This is a genomic window from Deefgea rivuli DSM 18356, from assembly GCF_000620145.1.
In the GTDB taxonomy this organism is placed as follows: domain Bacteria; phylum Pseudomonadota; class Gammaproteobacteria; order Burkholderiales; family Chitinibacteraceae; genus Deefgea; species Deefgea rivuli.
Map to the genome: position 1 here is coordinate 16,356 of NZ_JHVM01000019.1, position 18,892 is coordinate 35,247.

Annotated in this window: 17 protein-coding genes; 6 read left to right on the forward strand and 11 right to left on the reverse strand. The window is 51.3% G+C overall.

The window, feature by feature from the left end; genetic code table 11:
- Positions 1–45: 45 nt before the first annotated feature.
- The 4 genes from kdpC to kdpF form a co-directional block, all read right to left on the reverse strand.
- Positions 46–627: a potassium-transporting ATPase subunit KdpC gene (kdpC, locus tag Q320_RS0109155; protein ID WP_027468753.1), complete on the reverse strand. Its 582-nt coding sequence runs from the start codon at positions 625–627 to the stop codon at positions 46–48.
- Between the two features lie 220 nt (positions 628–847).
- Positions 848–2,908 (reverse strand): potassium-transporting ATPase subunit KdpB, encoded by a 2,061-nt coding sequence (gene kdpB / locus Q320_RS0109160; RefSeq protein WP_035853316.1) that lies wholly within the window; start codon positions 2,906–2,908, stop codon positions 848–850.
- Between the two features lie 331 nt (positions 2,909–3,239).
- Positions 3,240–5,030, reverse strand: coding sequence for a potassium-transporting ATPase subunit KdpA (gene kdpA / locus Q320_RS0109165; protein ID WP_444542287.1), 1,791 nt, complete (start codon positions 5,028–5,030; stop codon positions 3,240–3,242).
- Positions 5,031–5,120 (reverse strand): K(+)-transporting ATPase subunit F, encoded by a 90-nt coding sequence (gene kdpF / locus Q320_RS21290; protein ID WP_084282523.1) that lies wholly within the window; start codon positions 5,118–5,120, stop codon positions 5,031–5,033.
- Positions 5,121–5,593: 473 nt separating this feature from the next.
- Between kdpF and Q320_RS19240 the strand changes: the two genes are divergently transcribed.
- Positions 5,594–6,409 carry a type 1 glutamine amidotransferase gene (locus Q320_RS19240; protein WP_051534628.1) on the forward strand — a complete coding sequence of 272 codons (816 nt, stop codon included), beginning with the start codon at positions 5,594–5,596 and terminating at the stop codon, positions 6,407–6,409.
- A gap of 184 nt (positions 6,410–6,593) precedes the next feature.
- Here Q320_RS19240 and Q320_RS0109185 read toward each other — a convergent pair whose 3' ends face one another.
- The 3 genes from Q320_RS0109185 to Q320_RS19245 form a co-directional block, all read right to left on the reverse strand.
- Positions 6,594–8,030 (reverse strand): hypothetical protein, encoded by a 1,437-nt coding sequence (locus Q320_RS0109185; RefSeq protein WP_027468756.1) that lies wholly within the window; start codon positions 8,028–8,030, stop codon positions 6,594–6,596.
- Complete coding sequence (locus Q320_RS0109190; RefSeq protein ID WP_027468757.1) at positions 8,002–8,457, reverse strand: DNA polymerase III subunit chi; 456 nt, start codon at positions 8,455–8,457, stop codon at positions 8,002–8,004. Before Q320_RS0109190 ends, Q320_RS0109185 begins: the two co-directional genes overlap by 29 nt.
- 68 nt (positions 8,458–8,525) lie before the next feature.
- A complete protein-coding gene (locus Q320_RS19245) occupies positions 8,526–9,995 on the reverse strand; it encodes a leucyl aminopeptidase (RefSeq protein WP_035853318.1) in 1,470 nt (489 codons plus the stop codon).
- Positions 9,996–10,201: 206 nt separating this feature from the next.
- Between Q320_RS19245 and lptF the strand changes: the two genes are divergently transcribed.
- From lptF to Q320_RS0109220, 5 genes are all read left to right on the forward strand, one after another.
- The gene (gene lptF, locus Q320_RS19250) at positions 10,202–11,263 is read left to right on the forward strand and encodes an LPS export ABC transporter permease LptF (protein ID WP_035853320.1); all 1,062 of its coding nucleotides are present in this window, start codon (positions 10,202–10,204) and stop codon (positions 11,261–11,263) included.
- Positions 11,264–11,267: 4 nt separating this feature from the next.
- Positions 11,268–12,341, forward strand: coding sequence for an LPS export ABC transporter permease LptG (gene lptG / locus Q320_RS0109205; protein WP_027468758.1), 1,074 nt, complete (start codon positions 11,268–11,270; stop codon positions 12,339–12,341).
- A gap of 88 nt (positions 12,342–12,429) precedes the next feature.
- Entirely contained in the window at positions 12,430–13,443 is a 1,014-nt protein-coding gene (gene galE / locus Q320_RS0109210) for a UDP-glucose 4-epimerase GalE (RefSeq protein WP_027468759.1), read from the forward strand.
- Positions 13,444–13,578: 135 nt separating this feature from the next.
- Positions 13,579–15,513 carry a pilus assembly FimT family protein gene (locus Q320_RS21840; RefSeq protein WP_027468760.1) on the forward strand — a complete coding sequence of 645 codons (1,935 nt, stop codon included), beginning with the start codon at positions 13,579–13,581 and terminating at the stop codon, positions 15,511–15,513.
- A complete protein-coding gene (locus Q320_RS0109220) occupies positions 15,507–16,193 on the forward strand; it encodes a type II secretion system protein (protein WP_027468761.1) in 687 nt (228 codons plus the stop codon). Before Q320_RS21840 ends, Q320_RS0109220 begins: the two co-directional genes overlap by 7 nt.
- On the opposite strand, the gene Q320_RS0109225 is transcribed toward Q320_RS0109220, so the two are convergent.
- The 4 genes from Q320_RS0109225 to modA are packed head-to-tail and all read right to left on the reverse strand — an operon-like array spanning position 16,190 to position 18,833.
- Positions 16,190–17,062 carry a sulfate/molybdate ABC transporter ATP-binding protein gene (locus Q320_RS0109225; protein WP_027468762.1) on the reverse strand — a complete coding sequence of 291 codons (873 nt, stop codon included), beginning with the start codon at positions 17,060–17,062 and terminating at the stop codon, positions 16,190–16,192. The two genes, Q320_RS0109220 and Q320_RS0109225, sit on opposite strands and share 4 nt — an antisense overlap.
- Complete coding sequence (modB, locus tag Q320_RS0109230) at positions 17,055–17,720, reverse strand: molybdate ABC transporter permease subunit (RefSeq protein WP_027468763.1); 666 nt, start codon at positions 17,718–17,720, stop codon at positions 17,055–17,057. Before modB ends, Q320_RS0109225 begins: the two co-directional genes overlap by 8 nt.
- On the reverse strand, positions 17,713–18,114 hold the full coding sequence (locus Q320_RS0109235) for a TOBE domain-containing protein (RefSeq protein ID WP_027468764.1): 402 nt from the start codon (positions 18,112–18,114) through the stop codon (positions 17,713–17,715). Before Q320_RS0109235 ends, modB begins: the two co-directional genes overlap by 8 nt.
- Complete coding sequence (gene modA, locus Q320_RS0109240; RefSeq protein ID WP_169734445.1) at positions 18,111–18,833, reverse strand: molybdate ABC transporter substrate-binding protein; 723 nt, start codon at positions 18,831–18,833, stop codon at positions 18,111–18,113. Before modA ends, Q320_RS0109235 begins: the two co-directional genes overlap by 4 nt.
- Between the last annotated feature and the right edge of the window lie 59 nt (positions 18,834–18,892).

Here is an 18,892-nt window from a genome sequence, read left to right on the forward strand (position 1 = left end):
ACTGATGTTATTTTCGGCTTTTTCATGCTTTTCGTGATCCCCGTTTTACTGCGCGGCGGGAACTCGATCTAAGGCCAGATTTAGTTCCAGCACATTCACAACCGGTTCGCCCAGAATACCCCATTGTTTGCCTGCGGTATGCGCGCTGACCAGTTGCGCAACTTGGTCTGGCGATAAATTCCTTGCCTTGGCGACGCGTTCTAGCTGATACGTCGCTGCGGCGGGGCTGATATGGGGATCAAGCCCACTGGCTGAGGCGGTGACTAAATCGAGCGGAACGGGATTGCTCTGCGCCGGATGCGCGGCTTTCATCGCAGCTACGCGCTCGGCCACGGTTTTCAAAAATGCGGGATTGGTCGGCCCAAGATTCGAGCCCGACGAGCCTGCGCCGTTATACGCCATGGGCGCAGTCGCCGATGGCCGCGACCAGAAATATTTGCTGTCGCTAAACGATTGACCAATCAAGCTCGAACCGACAATTTTGCCGTTTTGTTCAATCAAGCTACCAGCGGCTTGTTCTGGAAACAAAACTTTAGCGATACCTGTGACTGCGAGTGGGTAGGCCACGCCAGTGATCAGTGTGAGCGCGGTAAAAATAACTAGCGCAGGGCGGAGTTGTTGCAACATGATTTAATCCTTTATTTGGGTGAAACAATAATCATCAATTCGTCATTCCGGCGAAAGCCGGAATCCAGCTGCAATGCTGACTTCACCGAAGCTCTGGATACCGGCCTACGCCGGTATGACGATCTAAATGAAAAATTTTGAGCCGATGTAGATACCGATTTTCTAATCATCAATACCTAATCTAAGCTGTCTCTAGTTAGATTGAGTATTGGCTTGTAGGCTAAATAAAACCTAATCCACCGAGCAATACATCAATTAATTTAATCCCAACAAACGGCACAATCAGCCCGCCCAAGCCATACACCAGCATATTATTGCGCAGCAATTGCGCGGCGCTTTGGGCTTTGTAGCTGACGCCTTTGAGCGCCAATGGGATCAAGAAAATAATGATGATCGCGTTGAAAATCACCGCTGACAAAATCGCCGACGAAGGCGAATTCAGCCCCATTACGTTCAGCGCATTGAGCTGCGGATACGTTAGCGCAAACGCCGCTGGAATAATCGCAAAATATTTGGCGACGTCATTCGCCACAGAGAATGTCGTCAGCGAGCCGCGCGTCATCAGCATTTGCTTACCGATCTCGACGATTTCGATTAATTTGGTCGGATTTGAATCCAGATCGACCATATTGCCGGCCTCTTTCGCCGCTTGCGTGCCGCTATTCATTGCGACCGCCACGTCCGCTTGCGCCAGCGCAGGTGCATCGTTGGTACCGTCGCCCGTCATCGCGACGAGTTTGCCCTCAGATTGATGCTGGCGAATCAGTGCCAATTTGGCTTCGGGTGTCGCTTCGGCCAGAAAGTCATCGACACCCGCTTCGGCGGCAATCGCTGCGGCGGTCAATGGATTGTCGCCGGTGATCATAATGGTTTTGATCCCCATTTCGCGCAGCTCGGCAAAGCGCTCTTTGATGCCGCCTTTGACGATGTCTTTCAGTTCAATGACGCCCAGCACTTTATGGTTTTCGCACACCAACAGCGGCGTTGCGCCACGGCGAGCGACTTCATCGGCGGCCTTACCGACCGCTTCTGGGAAGCTCGCGCCCGCTTCGTTCACATAGCGGCGAATCGCATCGACCGCACCTTTACGAATTTCGCGTTGATCAAAATTCACGCCGCTCATTCGTGTTTGCGCAGTAAAGGCAATGAATTCGACTTCGTGACTTTCTAGCGTGCGTTCGCGCAAATTAAATAATTGTTTGGCGAGTACCACGACGCTGCGGCCTTCAGGCGTTTCATCGGCGAGAGACGCAAATTGCGCCGCATCAGCGAGTTGCTGCTCAGACACACCGGGCGCAGGAATAAATTTCACGGCTTGGCGATTACCCAGCGTAATCGTGCCGGTTTTATCCAGCAGCAATACATCGACGTCACCCGCTGCTTCAACCGCACGGCCTGAAGTCGCAATAACGTTCGCACCCAGCATCCGGCTCATCCCAGCCACGCCAATCGCCGACAGCAAGCCACCAATCGTCGTTGGAATCAAGCAAACCAATAGCGCAATCAATACCGTCAAACTCACCGGAGAACCGCTGCCGCTGGCCAGAACACTGAACTGCGAGAACGGTAGCAAAGTCACCGTCACAATTAAAAACACAATAGTGAGCGCAACCAATAAAATTGTTAGCGCAATTTCATTCGGTGTTTTTTGGCGTTTTGCGCCTTCGACCATGGCAATCATTCGATCCAAAAACGCTTCGCCCGGATTCGCGGTAACGCGGGCAACGATCCAATCAGACAGCACGCGCGTTCCGCCAGTCACCGCTGAAAAATCGCCGCCGCCTTCACGAATCACTGGCGCAGATTCGCCGGTAATCGCCGATTCATCGACCGATGCGACACCCTCAACGACTTCGCCATCGGCTGGAATCACTTCGCCAGCTTTGATCAAAATAAAATCGCCTTTGCGTAGACTGGCGCTGTCGGTGATTTCTTTGGCGGCAGTGTGTGAAGCCGATTTGAGCTTCCACGCCATGACGTTTTTCTTGGTATTACGCAGGCTGGCGGCTTGCGCTTTGCTGCGGCCTTCGGCCAATGCCTCGGCAAAATTGGCAAACAGCAAGGTAAACCACAGCCAAATACTAATCGCCGCGATAAAACCAGTCGGTGCTTCGCCTTGGCCAAAGAGTGCTTGGCCGAACAATAAAGTGGTCAAAATCGCGCCGATGTAAACGACAAACATCACCGGATTTCGCCATTGCACACGCGGCGACAATTTAGTCACCGCAGCCCAGATCGCTGGTTTTACCAGCGCAGGGTCAAGTAATGAAAGCGTTGTCATATTTCTATCCTTAATCGCAAATTTAGTGCGGGTATTGAGCTGAAGCTTTTTAATTAAAATGGCTGCAAGTTAATACCCATTGGTGTGTAGCAATTATCAGAAAACGTGCTGACTCGTATCGTATCGCTGCATTCCCTCCCCCTTGACGGGGGAGGGTTAGGGTGGGGGTGATACTACGGAGTGCATCTGCAGGCTCAACACCCCCATCCCAGCCTTCCCCCGTCAAGGGGGAAGGAGCTACAGCATTGGCCGCTAACGCATCTGCGTAACGATCAAAATATTGTTGAAACACACTGTGTTCATATTTTTTCGTGTCTTTCGTGAGCAAGGCTTAGTGCATCGCCATCATCTGCAATTGCTCAACAATCGGCCCTAGCGCCAGCGCGGGAATGTAGTTCAGCATGCCGACCAGTAGCACTGCGCCGACCAAGAGCGTGACAAACAAAGGACCATGGGTCGGTAAAGTACCGGCGTTGACGGGTAGGCGCGGTTTGGCAGCAAGCGCCCCAGCCATCGCGAGCACCGGAATGATGATGCCAAAGCGCCCAAACCACATCGCGATGCCCAGCAGCGTGTTATAAAACGGCGTGTTGGCTGACAATCCGGCAAACGCCGAGCCATTGTTATTCGCGGCACTGGATAAGGCGTACAAGACTTCGCTAAAACCATGCGCACCTGGATTGAAAATCCCCGCCCGACCCGCTGTGGTGCTGACGGCCAAAGCGGTGCCGAGTAGTACCAGTAGCGGCGTCATCAAAATCACTAAGGCGGTCATTTTCATTTCGAACGATTCGATTTTTTTGCCCAAGTATTCTGGTGTGCGACCGACCATTAATCCGGCGATAAACACTGCCAAGATGGCAAACACCAACATGCCGTACAGACCCGAACCCACGCCGCCGAACACGACTTCACCGAGCTGCATCAACAGCGTTGGTACCATGCCACCAATCGGCGTTAAGGACGCGTGCATTGCGTTGACCGCGCCACACGATGCCGCCGTGGTGATCGTTGCAAACAGGCTGGAAGCAATAATGCCAAAGCGTGTTTCTTTGCCTTCTAGATTGGCGATGGAATCAACACCCAGTTTGCTAAACGCCGGATTGCCGATGAGTTCGGCGCTGACCAAGACGCTGTAGGCAATCACAAACAGAATCGTCATCGCCGCCAGAATCGTCCAGCCTTGGCGCTTATCACCGACCATGCTGCCAAAAGTGAAGCACAGCGCCGCCGGAATCAAAAAGATCGCCAACATTTGCAATAGGTTGGATAGCGGAGTTGGGTTTTCAAATGGGTGCGCTGAATTGGCGTTAAAGAAACCACCGCCATTGGTACCAAGCATTTTAATTGCTTCTTGCGACGCCACTGGGCCCATTGCGAGCAATTGGCTGTGATTGGTAACGGTTTCCATCACGGCTTGACCTGCTGCATCTTTCACCGGATTGCTGGCTGAATCGAGCTTGGCTTGCTGGTAAGTCACTGCTTCAACGGTTTGCACTTCTTGGTACGGTTTAAAGTTCTGGATCACGCCTTGGCCGACCAAGAGCAGCGCGATGACCAGCGCAATCGGCGTCAGGACATATAAAGTAATCCGCGTTAAATCCGCCCAGATATTGCCGATGGTCGTCGCGCTTTTTCTAGCGAAGCCGCGAATCAGTGCAATCGCCACCGCAATGCCGCTGGCGGCCGACAAGAAGTTTTGTACCGCAAGGCCGAGCATTTGCGTCAGATAGCTCATCGTGCCTTCACCTGCGTAACCTTGCCAATTGGTATTGGTAACAAAGGAAATCGCCGTGTTGAATGCCGAATCAGCCGAAACGCCAGACATTGCTTGTGGATTCAGCGGCAGGCCACCTTGCATGCGTTGCAATAAATACACCGCTAGCACGCCTAAAATATTAAACAGCAGCAGCCCTAAAGCATAAGACTGCCATTTTTGCTCTGCCTCGGGTTTCACCCCAGCCAAGCGATAAAAGCCACGTTCAAGCGGGCGAAGGAGTTTCAAGCCCAAAGGGATATTACCGACCATTACGCGAGTAATTAAGAGACTCAGCGGCCAAGCCAGCACCAGCAACACGGTCAAATACAGACCGAGTTGCAATACAGCATTTGCGTCCATCATTTAAAAACGCTCCGGTTTAAATAGGGCATAAAACAAGTACACCAGCAAAGCGACAGCAAAAATCGCCGCCAGCCATTCGACTAAATTCATGATTGACCTCCAGTTTTCGCGCAGGCTTGCAGCAAACCGCGCAAGGCCAAGATCATCAGTAAGACCAAGCCAATATATCCAGCATCTAACATACGTCCTCCAAAGCGTCTGCACCAACAGGGCAGCCTAGGGTTCAACTGTAAGAATTAGGGGCTAAAGTTGCTGCAAAGATTGGCGAGCTGGGTATAAAAAAAGTATAAAAATGGCGTAGGGAATGGCTGAGAAGTGCCTACAAAAGATGACTTGGATTCTGTAGGAGCGAGCTTGCTCGCGAATGAAATGCTTCACGAGCAAGCTCGCTTCTACGAAAAGAAATGGTGTTTTCTTGGTGATTGATTGCGCTTGGCTTTGTCGGGTAAGGGCTAAAGAATGTTGCGTTTTGATGGATTCTTTATACCGAGAGCCGAACTATTTACAGTGTTTTTGCGGGCTGGATTTTAAGCTGAGTGGGTGTTCAACGCTTGGAAAACACCATGCTCACTACCGTCAAACCCATCGCCATTTGCCGCCATGAAGCCACGCAAGGCCCGGCTTATCTGCAAACGTTTTTAGATTTGCATGAGGTTCCTTATCGTATTTTTGCGATTGATGCTGGCGACACGCCGCCGAGTCGTGCGGCTGAATTTTCTGGCGTCGTGATTTTGGGCTCGAACGCCAGTGCGAATGATGGCTTTAGCTGGATTCGCCGTGAAGATCAATTGCTGCAAGATGCATTACAGCGCAATTGCCCGATTCTGGGGCATTGCTTTGGTGGGCAAATGTTGGCGCGGGCTTTGGGCGCGAAAGTACGGCGCAATAGCGTGCCGCAAATTGGTTGGGGCAAAGTGCTCGCGACGACTTTTCCAGAGGCGCAGTATTGGATGGGTGCGAAGCGCGAGCTGAATTTATTTCACTGGCATTTTGATACATTCGAAATTCCGCGTGGCGCGAAACGGATGTTATTTGGCCATTACTGCATGAATAAAGGCTTTGCTTATGGTCCGCATTTGGCCTTGCAATCGCATTTGGAAGTGACTGCCGCCAGTATTCGCCAATGGTGTGCAGAGGATCAAGCATCATTGCTGAAATATCAGCATTTGTCGTCGGTGCAAAGCGAGATGGAGATCATGCACAACATCGAGCAGAAAGTGGCAGTACTCCATCAATTAGCCAATCACACGTATCGGCAATGGTTGCGGAATATTCCAAATCTGCACTATGTGGATCTGCCGATTTTTGCGGATAGCTTTCGCCCGAAAGGCGGCCAAGGCTGGGGGAGTGCGCTGGTGCGGTATGAGGTGGGCGGGTAAGTGCTCGACGCGCTAAGTCAAATCAGAAACAAGCAATTTGTCCACGAAAAACACGAAAAGAAAGCAAAAATCACGAAGCGTTTTAGTGTTTTTTGCTCTTGTTCTCACCCTAAGAATATTTCCCTAGGGTGATGATCTTTGTGTTTTTCGTGGCGCCGGTTTTTGATTTTGGCGACATGCGAACTTATTTTTGGATTAAGCCTTTGCTGATCAGCTCTTGCTCGACCAATTCAACAATGCGCGGCGCGAGGCGCTCTTCAAGTTCGCGGCTGATTTCGCCGGTGAGTTCTCGAAGTGTATCGCCATAAAATTGCGCCATCAATTTCGAGAAATGCTGGCGCGCCAATTGCTCGACTTCACTGGCAATATCCACCGCCAATTGCGCACCGACGACGGCAGTGAGTTCGGCAATGGCATCGGCGCTTAGGCTGGTGCTGGTTTTAGTTTCTGGATCTGGCTCTTGTTCAACTTCAGCGTGTTGCTCAGCTTCAACTTCAGCTTGCGGCTCGGCAATGGGATCTTCAGGTATTTGAATAGGGGCATTAATTAATAAGGCTTCTGGCTCAATACATTGGCTTTCGTGAAACTCATCGAGTGTGATTTCAATGTGATTTTCTTCAGCAACGCTAAGGCTGATGTGTTCATCATCATCCCAATGCAGGCTAGGTGCAGCTACTGGCTCTACGGGCACGTGCGCTAGCGCGATGGGGGCTGGAGATTCAATGACTTCAGGTTTTGAATCTAAGTTGATCGCTAAGTCCACACTCGCTAAATCATCGTCGCTCGATTCATTGCTGATGGCTTTAACAAGAACCGCCTCAATCCGCGTTGATTCAACGGGTTCAAGCGTGGCTGTTTCGGTGATTTCAGGCTCAAAGTTGACTGCTTCTATCGCTACTGTTTCAAGTTCCGTTGCTTCAAGTGTGACGGCTTGATTGCTATCGCTCTCGTCGGCAAAATCGTTGATATCGAGTTCTGCGCTGAGGTCGGCATCAGTGGGGCTTGAAAAATCAATAATCAGATCATCGGCGACAAAGTTGAATTCGCTTGCGGCGATGGATGGTGTTGCAGGCTTGCCAGTAGGAATGACGGGGGCTGCTTCGATGGCGTTTAAATCAAGTAGTGGCAGGTCTAAAAAGACAGGCTGCTCGATGACTGGAGCGGTGCGTATCGCCGGTTTAAAGCGCGTTGGTGGTGTGAGTTCTAAATCGAGTTTTGCAATCGGTTCTGAAATGGCGCTGGCTTTTGGACTGGGTTCAACGGGCTTTTGTACCGTTGCGGCCTTGGGGGAAAACATCAGGCTTGGAATGCCTTGTTCATTTTCGCTGGCCAGTTTTTCTTCTAATCTGCGCCGCGCTTTAGCTGATTGGGCTTGGGCAAGGCTGCGCTCGATATTTTCGATTTTTTGGATTAAATCTTCGTTAATCACGTCGGTCAAAATCGGAATGTCGAAGGCTTCGGGTGCAATATCGGTGAGGACGGGAATGTCTTCATGATGCTGGCCCGCAGGGCTGCGATGGCGCGCCATCAGTGCATCCATTTTATTAAATAAAGGGCTGACCGACTCATCGCTCGGCAAGGAGTTTAGATCATCAGTCAGTGGTCGATTCTGTTCTGCCACGATTTAGCAGCTCCTGCATGTCGGTTGCATTGGGCGTGTAGCCTTGCGCTTTATAAGCAGCCCAGCGTGTGCGGGCCGCGGTTTTTAGTTCTTCGTCGGTATCAACGATTTCAATCAGACGGCCATACTCAGTAAAACGCGGTGCGATACGGTTCGTCCAATTAAATAGTATATCGCGTGGCGTAATGATTTCGACACGATGATCGACAATGATCGGTGTTTCTGCGGCAAAGGACGCATCGGCTTGGCAGTGCGGTAAAAAACCTGCGGGCGGAACTTCCCACAACAGGCGATCAATCGCGCTGGTCGCAGCTTCTGAACCCGTCAGAATCACCATGCGTTTGCCGCTCATTAAGGCTTTGCCAACCAGCTGACACAGTGCAGATTCTCTGTCATTGACATTAAAGTAGAAAGAAATTTCGGTCATGAGTGAGAAGGAAAAGCGCAGCAATGCACAGGGCTAGGTATTGCCACCTATGCATTGCTATGTTTGGCTTAGCCTTGTATACCTCTTAGATATTCAACGAGCAGTGGCACAGGGCGACCCGTTGCGCCTTTCGCTGCGCCCGATTTCCATGCCGTACCGGCAATATCCAAATGCGCCCATTTGTATTTTTTGGTAAAGCGCGACAGGAAAGCGGCGGCAGTGATTGATCCGGCTGGGCGACCACCAATATTGGCGACGTCGGCAAAGTTCGATTTGAGTTGCTCTTGGTATTCATCAAACAAAGGCATTTGCCAAGCTTTATCGTCCGCTTGGCGCGAGGCTTTGAGCAAATCTGCGGCCAGATCATCGTCATTGGCGTAGAGGCCACTGGTGGTGTGGCCGAGCGCGATAATGCACGCGCCAGTCAGCGTGGCGATGTCGATGACGGCAGCAGGCTCGAAACGCTCAACGTAGGTCAGTGCATCGCACAAAATCAAACGGCCTTCGGCATCGGTATTGAGGATTTCAATCGTTGTCCCGTTCATGCTGGTGACGATGTCACCCGGTTTCACCGCGTTGCCGTTCGGCATGTTTTCGCACGATGGAATCACGCCGACGAGATTGATTTTTAAATCCAGCTCAGCCACAGCACGGAATACGCCGAGCACGGTGGCGGCACCGCACATATCGTATTTCATTTCGTCCATGCCTTCGCCGGGTTTCAATGAAATGCCGCCCGAATCAAAGGTAATGCCTTTGCCGACTAGCACCGTAGGTGCAGTTTTTTTGTCGGCGTTGCGATATTCCATGACGATAAATTTCGGCGGAACGATCGAGCCTTTGGCAACCGACAGGAATGAGCCCATTTTCAAGGCTTCGAGTTCTTCTTGCTCTAATACGTCGCAAGAGAAATCGTAGGTATGCGCCAAGTGCTCTGCAGTCGCGGCAAGGTAATCTGGCGTGCAGACGTTCGGTGGCAAATTGCCCAAGTCGCGCGTTAGATTCATGCCGTGACCCACGCCCAGCCCGTAAACCAAACCGGCTTCAACCGCTTCAAGATCCGACTTTTTCGGCGCCAGCAGGCTGACGATGTCGAGTTTGCTGGCTGGCGCAGGTTCAGATTTGAATTGCTCAAAACGATAAGATTCCAGCATCAAAGCTTGGACGAATTCTTGCGCGAGAATTTCATTGTCTTGCTTTTTGTATTGCGCCAGCGAAACGGCAAGGCAAACGCTGCTGTTTTTACTGGCAATCAGTGCTTTGGCAACGGCCGTTGCTGCAATACGAATTTCTTTGGCGTTCGGTTCTTTGCCCAATTGCACCAAGAGCACGCGTTTGTAACCAAGGCTGGCAGGTAGACCTAAAGTGAGCGTGCTGCCCACTTTTGCGGCAAGTTCGCCGTCTTTAATTGCGGTGCTGAATATTTGTCCGCAAGTGATGTCTAACTCTTTGGCAAAGGCGGGTAATTTTTCGCCTAGAACGGGTAAAACGACACAATCTGCATGCTCGGGGGCAGGGGAAACTATGGTAAATTCCACGGAGGACTCCTTGAGGGTCTAGCGCTAGTCAACATTGGGTAGTCAAGCAAAAGTTTTCTTGCATCGTTGTTTCGCCTTGTCGTACGAATCAGTACTGCCTGCGGCTTGCACGCCTTGCCATAAAACTTTTGCACTAGGACTTATGCTTAATGGGCTGATTATTCACTGACCCTCGGGTCAAGTCAAAAGACAGATTAAAATATTCCATGCTGTTTCGAAAAACACTGATACATGAAATGACCTGGGTAGCCTTTGGGCTATTCGTGGTGCTGCTGGTGATCGTGATGACCTCACAGATCGTGCGCCTGTTGGGTGAGGCGGCGGTTGGCGCATTGGCTTCATCGGCCGTGTGGGCGGTGATGGGCTTTGCTGCGGTGCGCTATTTTCCGATTTTATTTTCCTTAATGCTATTTATCTCCATTTTGTCGGTACTGACTCGGCTATGGAAAGATCACGAAATGGTGGTGTGGTTTGCGGCTGGGCGCTCGATTACCAGTTTTATCACGCCCGTATTGCAAATGGGCGTGCCAGTGGTGGTGCTGATTGCGGCGCTATCTTTATATGTGTCGCCATGGGCGCAACTTAAAGGGCGCGAATACCGTGCAGCCAGTTTAAAAAATCAAGAAGTCTCGCAAGTATCCCCCGGTGTGTTTCGTGAATCGCGCGGTGCGGATCGCGTGTATTTTATTGAGAATTTTTCGGGCGAAGGCGGGCAGGGCGAGAATGTGTTTGTGCAAATTCGCCAAGATGGCAAAACTTCGACGGTTTTAGCCAATAAAGGTGGCCTATTTGTGGATGAGATGGGCGATCGCTGGCTATGGCTAAAAGATGCAACGGCGTATCAAGCGGCCGCGGATTCACCACAATACGATATTTTGACCTTTAAAGATGGCAAGGTCAGGGTAGAAGATCCAACGCCCGCCGTGATTAATCCTGGGACTGAATCAATGCGCAGTGTTGACCTTTGGCGCAGTAGTGATGCCATGCATCAAGCTGAATTGGCGTGGCGAATTGCATTGCCCATTCAGGCTTTTCTGTTGATGTTGGCCGCAATTCCATTGGCGTTTGCCAATCCGCGTGGTGGCAGAGGCTATCACATGGTGATCGCCGCATTGCTGGCTTTTGGCTATTACAACGGCATTAATGTGATGCAGGCTTGGCTGGCGGTGGGTAAAATTCCGCCGCAGATTGGCATGTGGCCTTTACACGCAGCGGTCGCAGTGCTGACTGCTGGCCTGTTTTGGTGGCGTAGCCGAGTGCGAGGTTAATGGCATGAATCGATTAGGCCGTTATGTATTTAGCTCCGTGTTTGGCTATGTATTGATCACCTTGCTGGTGCTGACCAGTATATTTTTATTTTTTGACATGATCGCCGAGCTGCGCGATGTGGGCAAAGAAGGCTATACGCTCAAAGACGCGTTGATTTATGTGAGCTTGACCCTGCCCAGTCGTCTGTATCAACTCATGCCCGTTGCGGTGTTGATTGGTAGTATTTTTGCGTTGTCGGGCATGGCGGACACCTCGCAAATTACCGTTATGCGCACGGCAGGGGTGTCGATCTTGCGTCTTAGTTTGTGGATGTTGGTGTGTGGGCTGGTGTATGCGGCAGCGACTTATGCCATCGGGGAGTTTTTAGCGCCGATGGGAACGGAAGCAGCGAAGCGCTATCAAGTTGAAGCCAAGCAGTCGGTGCTACTGGGCAAGTTTCGCTCTGGGGTTTGGGTGAAAGACGGGCCACAAATCATGAATGTGTCGGTGATGAATCCGGACATGAGTTTGGAAAATGTTCGAATCTATGTTTTGGGCGAAGGAGCCAAGCTGTCACATATTTTTGATGCTGAGCGTGCACAATACAAAAAAGATCAAACTTGGCAACTCAGTGGCGTACGTCGCACCGATTTTGCGGATGACAAAGTGACCATCACGCCGCTGAAAAACCACGCTTGGAAAAGCTTGGTGAATCCCGATATGTTGGCGGTGCTGATGGTGAAACCGCAAGAAATGTCGATCGAAGCCTTGCGCAGCTATATCGGGCATTTGCAGGCCAATAAGCAAAGCACGTCGCGTTATGAATTGGCATTTTGGGGCAAATTATTTTATCCGCTGGCTTGTATTTCGATGATGTTGATTGCGCTGCCATTTGCGCTGGCGCAGCGCCGCGCAGGTAATGTGGGCGTGAAGATTTTCTTAGGCATTTTGCTGGGTGTGACATTTAACTTTGCCAGCCAATTGGTGACTTATGTGGGTGAGCTGTATGCCTTGCCGCCGATATTGGCGGCAGGATTTCCGACTTTCGTCCTGATGGGGATTGCGATCTTTTTCTTGTGGCGTCAAGAGCGCGGTTGAAGCTTTGCTGTGATGTACAACACCGCATCCTTGCGCCGTCTGCTACTACAATGGCGCGCTGATTTTTAATTTTTTTGAGAAAACATCGATGTATATCTTGCTAACCGGCGGTGCGGGCTACATTGGCTCGCATACCTATATTGAACTTGTAAAAGCTGGTTTCAAACCGGTGATTTTAGATAACTTTAGTAATGCCAAGCCTGAAGTATTTAATCGGATCAAAGCTATTACCGGCCAAGATATCGAATGGGTGAAAGCCGACGTGCGCGATCGTGCCGCGCTCGATGCCGTGTTCGCCAAATGGTCGTTTAGCGCCGTGGTGCATTTTGCCGGTTGGAAAGCGGTCGGTGAATCGGTCGCCAAGCCGCTGGAATATTACGATAACAATGTCGTTGGCACGTTGCGTTTGCTGGATGCAATGAAAGCGGCTAACGTCAAAAATCTGGTATTTTCATCCAGTGCGACAGTGTATGGCGATCCGCATGCGGTGCCGATTTTGGAAGACTTCCCGCTATCGGCCACCAATCCGTACGGGCGCAGTAAATTGATGGTTGAAGACATTTTGCGCGATTTGCGCGTCGCTGAGCCAGATTGGAATATCGCCTTGCTGCGTTATTTCAATCCAGTCGGCGCACATGAGTCAGGCTTGATTGGTGAAGATCCGCAAGGCATTCCGAACAATCTAATGCCGTTTGTATCGCAAGTGGCCGTCGGTAAACGCGAGCGCTTGTCGGTGTTTGGCGGTGATTATGCAACGGCTGATGGTACTGGCGTACGTGACTACATTCACGTCGTTGATCTGGCGATTGGCCATGTGAAAGCTTTGCAAAAGCTCGCTACTCAGCCGGGCAATGTGACAGTGAGTTTGGGAACGGGCGTCGGTTATTCAGTGCTCGATATGGTTAAAGCCTTTGAGCAAGCCAGCAGCAAACCCGTGCCGTATGACATCGTCGCACGCCGTCCTGGCGACATCGCCGCGTGTTACGCCAATCCAGCGAAAGCTTTGGCGGAACTAGGCTGGCGCGCAGAGAAAAGCTTGCAAGACATGTGTAACGACAGCTGGCGCTGGCAAAGCCAGAATCCAAATGGCTATGGCGATTAATTAGCGTCAAAATGTATGAGGGGTATTGCCCTCTAGCCAATATGAAATAAAAGCTACACCCCAATACCCATTGGGGTGTTTTTTCGTCTGCTGTCGACTATGGTTTAAGTCCAATCTACGCAGGCGCAGTAATTCATGGTTATCCCTCATTCCCGCCAATCCGGCGCGACTTTATTAATCCTCGTGCTGGTGATGCTGTCGGTCTTCGCTACCTTGTTGGTATCTAGCTTGCGTGGGCGCAATCCTGAAGAGACTCGCCGCGATCAGAGTGCGGCAGCAATAGAGCAAGCGCGCCAAGCGCTGATTGCTTGGTCTTTGAGCCGGGATGGGACTTCTGGTGCTGCTCGACTCAACCCAGTGGAGTTGCCTTGCCCTGCCAATCCAAATGAAGCGAGTCCTAACTCTATCGGCACATCTCGTCTTGGTAACTGCACAGGTACTGCTGCACGAATTGGTTGGTTGCCGTGGAAAACTATGGGTATCCCCAAAATTGTGGACGCATATGGCGAGCCCCTTTGGTATGCGGTGGATCTAGGTTTTTTGGTTCGTGACAGTAGCAATCCAGCAAGAAAAGTAAATAGTGATAGTCTTTCTATTTTTCAGGTGTTTGCTGCCGATGGAATTACATCGTTGAGTTTGAATGGAGAAACGCCTGCCGCCATTATTTTTGCAGCAGGGCCACCGATATCAGGACAGACTCGTGCGTCCCCTTATGCTGCTGCGCAGTATTTAGAGGGGGTAAACGGTCAAAACAATGCAGCTTTAGGTGGCCCCTATATTGCCGGTGATTTAAGTAACGTATTCAATGATCAGCTTGGCGTGATTACGGGTCGAGAGTTAATTGATCGAGTTGCCCCACGATTGGGGGCGGAGCTTAGTCAACAATTAAAGGTCTATTACCAAGCTTTTGCCACCAATTATCCTGGCTTGGTACAAGCGCCGAGTTCGCCATTTGCCAAACAAAATGTGCTGGTTTATTTGCAGCAGTTATTCGGTGTAACTGCGAGAAATGCTAGTGCTGCTGGTTATGATTTTGGTGATACGTCAATTTGCCGCCGAGTTTGGAGTCCGACGAGCGAATATTACAGCCCAATGATGGTTAGTGAGCGAACAGGCAATAGTTCAAACTTCAAGAACTACACAGCGACGGGATACTCGCTGAATAAAGATCCTAGCAAGGGAAATAACCCTTGGAATAGCTTGGGAAAATGCGATACAGCTTGTGCCGCAGCGTGGACGAGCTCGGGGCGCAATTCGGGTGGAACTGCTTATTTTCAGAATGATGTGGTTAGTCAAAATGGTAAGAACTGGCAGGCGATTTATCAGATTGGTATTGGCTCAACAGTCCCCCCCACTGGCGAGTGGGCTGATGCAGGTAGCTGTACCGGAACGCCTCCGACCCCTACGCCGGCAGTGACGCCAACTCCATCTACAACGCCTTCGGTCACGCCGACGGCATCCCCAGCAACGCCAACGCCTTCGGCCACTCCGACAGTTACACCAACGCCAGTTCCTGCGCCATATCCCTATCCTGCAGATATTACAGATGGCGATGGTAACGGCGTAGCCGATACCTATTGTCGAGATAATCAGCCTGATACGGGTATTAATCCTTGCGCTAGCAAAGCAAATTTATGCGCCGGAATTTTGCCTCGCGCGGCCAATAGTTGGAAAGGTGTTGGGCTATTGCCAAGTCCCGCTTCGAACAATTTGCCAGAATGGTTTAAACAGAATGTCTGGCATCGCGGCGTTCTATATGCCGTCAAGCAAGGTAGTAGTTGCACGGCGAGTTTTAATCTTGATGGCACGGTTGATGCGTCGATTGATGCGCTGTTTATTCTGCCTGGTGCAGTGATCCGACCAACGCCAAGTCCGTTTACGCGCGCTAATAATTTATTGAGCGATGCCCAAGCTAGTACGGATTTGACTTTGTATCTGGAAGACATTGCCAATCAAAATAAATGGCTAATTCCTAATGATCGCAACTATGTAACGCCCTCGTGTACCAGTAATGATGTGATGTACACCTGCAATAAAGGCGTGTGTAGTAAAAGGAAAAGAGCATGTTAATACGGCAGCAACGCGGTTTTTCTCTGGCTGAAATGGCGATTGTATTAGTCATTGTGGGAATACTAATGGCGTCAGGACTGGGGGCGTTGAGTAGCCAGATGAGCAATCAGCGCTTGAACGAAACTAAGCTGGCGCTTGATCGCGCGAATGAGGCATTGCTGGGTTATGCCTTGAGCCACAATCGTCTGCCTTGCCCTGCTGATAATGCGGGTTTGGAGCTGGTTCGGAATGGTGCAGGTGATTGTCCGCAGGCCAGTGGGAACTTACCTTGGCTGGATTTGGGTCTACCTGAGTTTGATGCTTGGGGGCGGCATTTGCAGTATCGTGTCACGCCAATTTTCGCTCGCAAAACGGCTACGTGCGGTGATTTGGCAACGCCCAATAGCGCACCGTGCTTTACTTTGCAAACTGCAGGTGACAATACGGTGAAGTCAGCGAGTCGCCGCAATGGTGCGCCAGTTACTGCGAGCAATTTGATTTCTAGTGCCGCGCCGGCCGCAGCTATTATTTTTTCTGAAGGGGCAAGTGGTGCAGGTGCTGGTGCAGACGAGCTAGAAAATCGCAACGGGGACGTTAAATTTATACAAGACACGCCAGATGAGGATTTCGACGATCTGTTAGTTTGGTTGCCCACATCGACGTTGCTGTATCGCCTTTCTGCTGTGGGGAAGTGGAATTAGCTGAGCGTAGTAATCTGTGCGCTCGCCCCCGATAAACTCACCGACACCGATTGCCCAATCGCATAGCGTTTGGCCTCATCGGGGCTAACTAAGGTTGCGATGACTTCTGTGCCGCAGGCAACCGTCATCAGCGCCGCAACGCCAGCAGTTTCAATCGCTAATAAAGTCCCTGTTAGTTGTAAACGGCCACTCGCGCGTTGCGGTAATAGCACTTGCGCTGGCGTGCCATCTGCGACGATTTGGCCGTGTTCTAGTTTTAACACTCGCGTTGCCAGCCGAAAAATCTCCCCCAAATCATGACTGACGGCGATTACAATCGCGCCGCTTTGCTGCTGCCAGTCGAGTACGGCTTGTTGGAGTTCCAAGCGCAAGCGGTGATCGAGCGCCGAGAGCGCTTCGTCCAGCAGTAGGATTTGCGGTTCAGCGGCGAGCGAGCGCGCCAGTGCTACGCGTTGCTGTTGCCCGCCAGAGAGTTGCGCCGGTTTGCGTTCTGCCAGCTGTGCCAAGCCCATTTGATCGAGTAGCGCGTTAATGCGCTGCGGATTGCGTTCGCGCTGCGCGTACATAAGCTGCTCGCGCACGCTCATATTGGGGAATAGTGCGTAATCTTGAAACACCAAGCCAACCCGGCGATGTCGTGCGGCGAGATGTGTTTTACCTTGAAACCAGACGGTATCGCCGTAAAAAATCTCACCTTGTTCTGGCGGTTTTAATCCGGCAATCAGCCGCAATAAAGTCGATTTTCCTGCGCCAGAACCACCTGAAATCGCAGTAATGCTGTCCGCTGCAAATTCAGTTTTGACTTGCAAACGCAGAGCGCCCTGCGCGGAGTGCATTGTGGTGCTGAGATCAAGGCGCAGATTATTCATGCTTCGCTCGCACGCTCAATAGCCGTAGCGCCAGTAATATAAGAAAAGAAAATCCGACCAAGACGGCTGCATACCAATGCGCGGCGGCGTAATTGAGCGTTTCGACTTCGTGATACAAAGCAATCGACGCGACTTGAGTTTGCCCCGGAATATTCCCACCTATCATCAACACCACGCCAAACTCGCCGACCGTATGTGCGAACGTCAAAATCAGCGCGCCGATTAAGCCGATTTTGCAATTTGGCAAAATCACACGGGCGAGGATATTGATCTCCGATTTACCTAGCGTGCGCGCTGCATCGAGTAGATTGGGCGGCACAGCTCGAAACGCACTGGTGAGCGGCAAGAGCATAAAAGGCAGGCTAAATAGCATCGAGCCGATAACCAGCCCCGCATAAGAAAACGCGAGGCGAATATCCCACACCTGCGCCAGCCAGCCGCCGACGGGGCTGGTCGGGCTAAATAGCAGTAAAAGATAAAAGCCCAGCACTGTTGGTGGTAAGACTAAAGGCAGGCTACTAATCACTTCGACGATATACCGTATACGGCTGCGGCCAAAGGCTAGAAAGTACGCCAGCGGTATACCCACGATGGTGAGTAGCAAGGTCGTATGCGTAGCGAGTTTGAGCGTCAGCAGCAGCGGTTGTGGATCAAGCACGGCGCACCTGCATTGCATTGGATTTAACCAGCCATTCGATTTTTTTGCCGATGGCGAGCTGCATTCGTTCGCATGAAGCTCGCGTAATCAGCGCGTGTAATGTTTGTCCTGCAAACTCAAAGGCAATTCGGCTGAGGAGGGGGCTACTTTCAATGCCGCTAATCACGGCATCAAAGCGATTACGCAAACTAATTTCGCCTTGCAGATTTACCGCGATGGCGACTTCATTTTCTGCAAAAGTCAGCTCCAGCGCATCATCAATCTGCCATTGCATCACATCGTCGCTAATGCCAAGCAGCATCGCGCTCAAGCTGTGCTCTTCGCACTGCGCGGCAACAAAAGCAAATCCGCCGTGGATTTCGATACTTTGCAATTGCGCGGGAAGTCGATTCATTTCGGTGCCAAAAAGCCATAACGCAGCAAAATTGCACGCGCTGCTGGGCTTTGCAAGTAGGCCATAAAGGCGACAGCGGCGGGGTTGTCTTTGCCGCGCGCGCTAAGCACTGCGCCTTGAGCGATGGGCTGGTGTGAAGATTGCGGTATTTCGATCCACGCACCGGTTTGTGGTTGATCGGGATTGGCGACGATGGATTTAGCGGTAAAGCCTGCTTGCGCCGCGCCAGCGCTAATAAATTGGCTGGCTTGCGCAATGCTCTCGCCGTAAACGAGCTTGTCTTGCAGCGCAGGCAATAGATTTTGCGTCGTTAAAAGCCGCAGTGCCTCGCGGCCATACGGCGCACTTTCAGGTTGGGCAATCGCTATTTTTTGTACCGCCGCCGATTTCAGCCAGCTGGCCCAATCTTTGGGAATGCTCTTTTGGCTGGTCCATAACACCAACACGCCATTGGCGTAATGCACAACAGCGCCGCTGCCAGCACCGGTTTTGACGAGTTCTTGTGGGTATTTCAAATCGGCAGACATAAACACATCGAATGGCGCACCATTGCTAATTTGCGCGAATAGTTTGCCCGATGCGCCAAAGCTGGTTTGAAAAGTGTGGCCCGTTTGCTGGGTGAAATCTTTGCTGAGGGCTTGAGCTACTGGCTGCAAACTTGCCGCTGCAGCGAGGCGAAACTCGTCGGCGTGGCTGAGCGCGCTCAGCAGGAATGACATGCAAAAAAGCCAGGTTTTCATACATCAACTCGCAAGGAAGGTGAGTGAGAACTATAAGT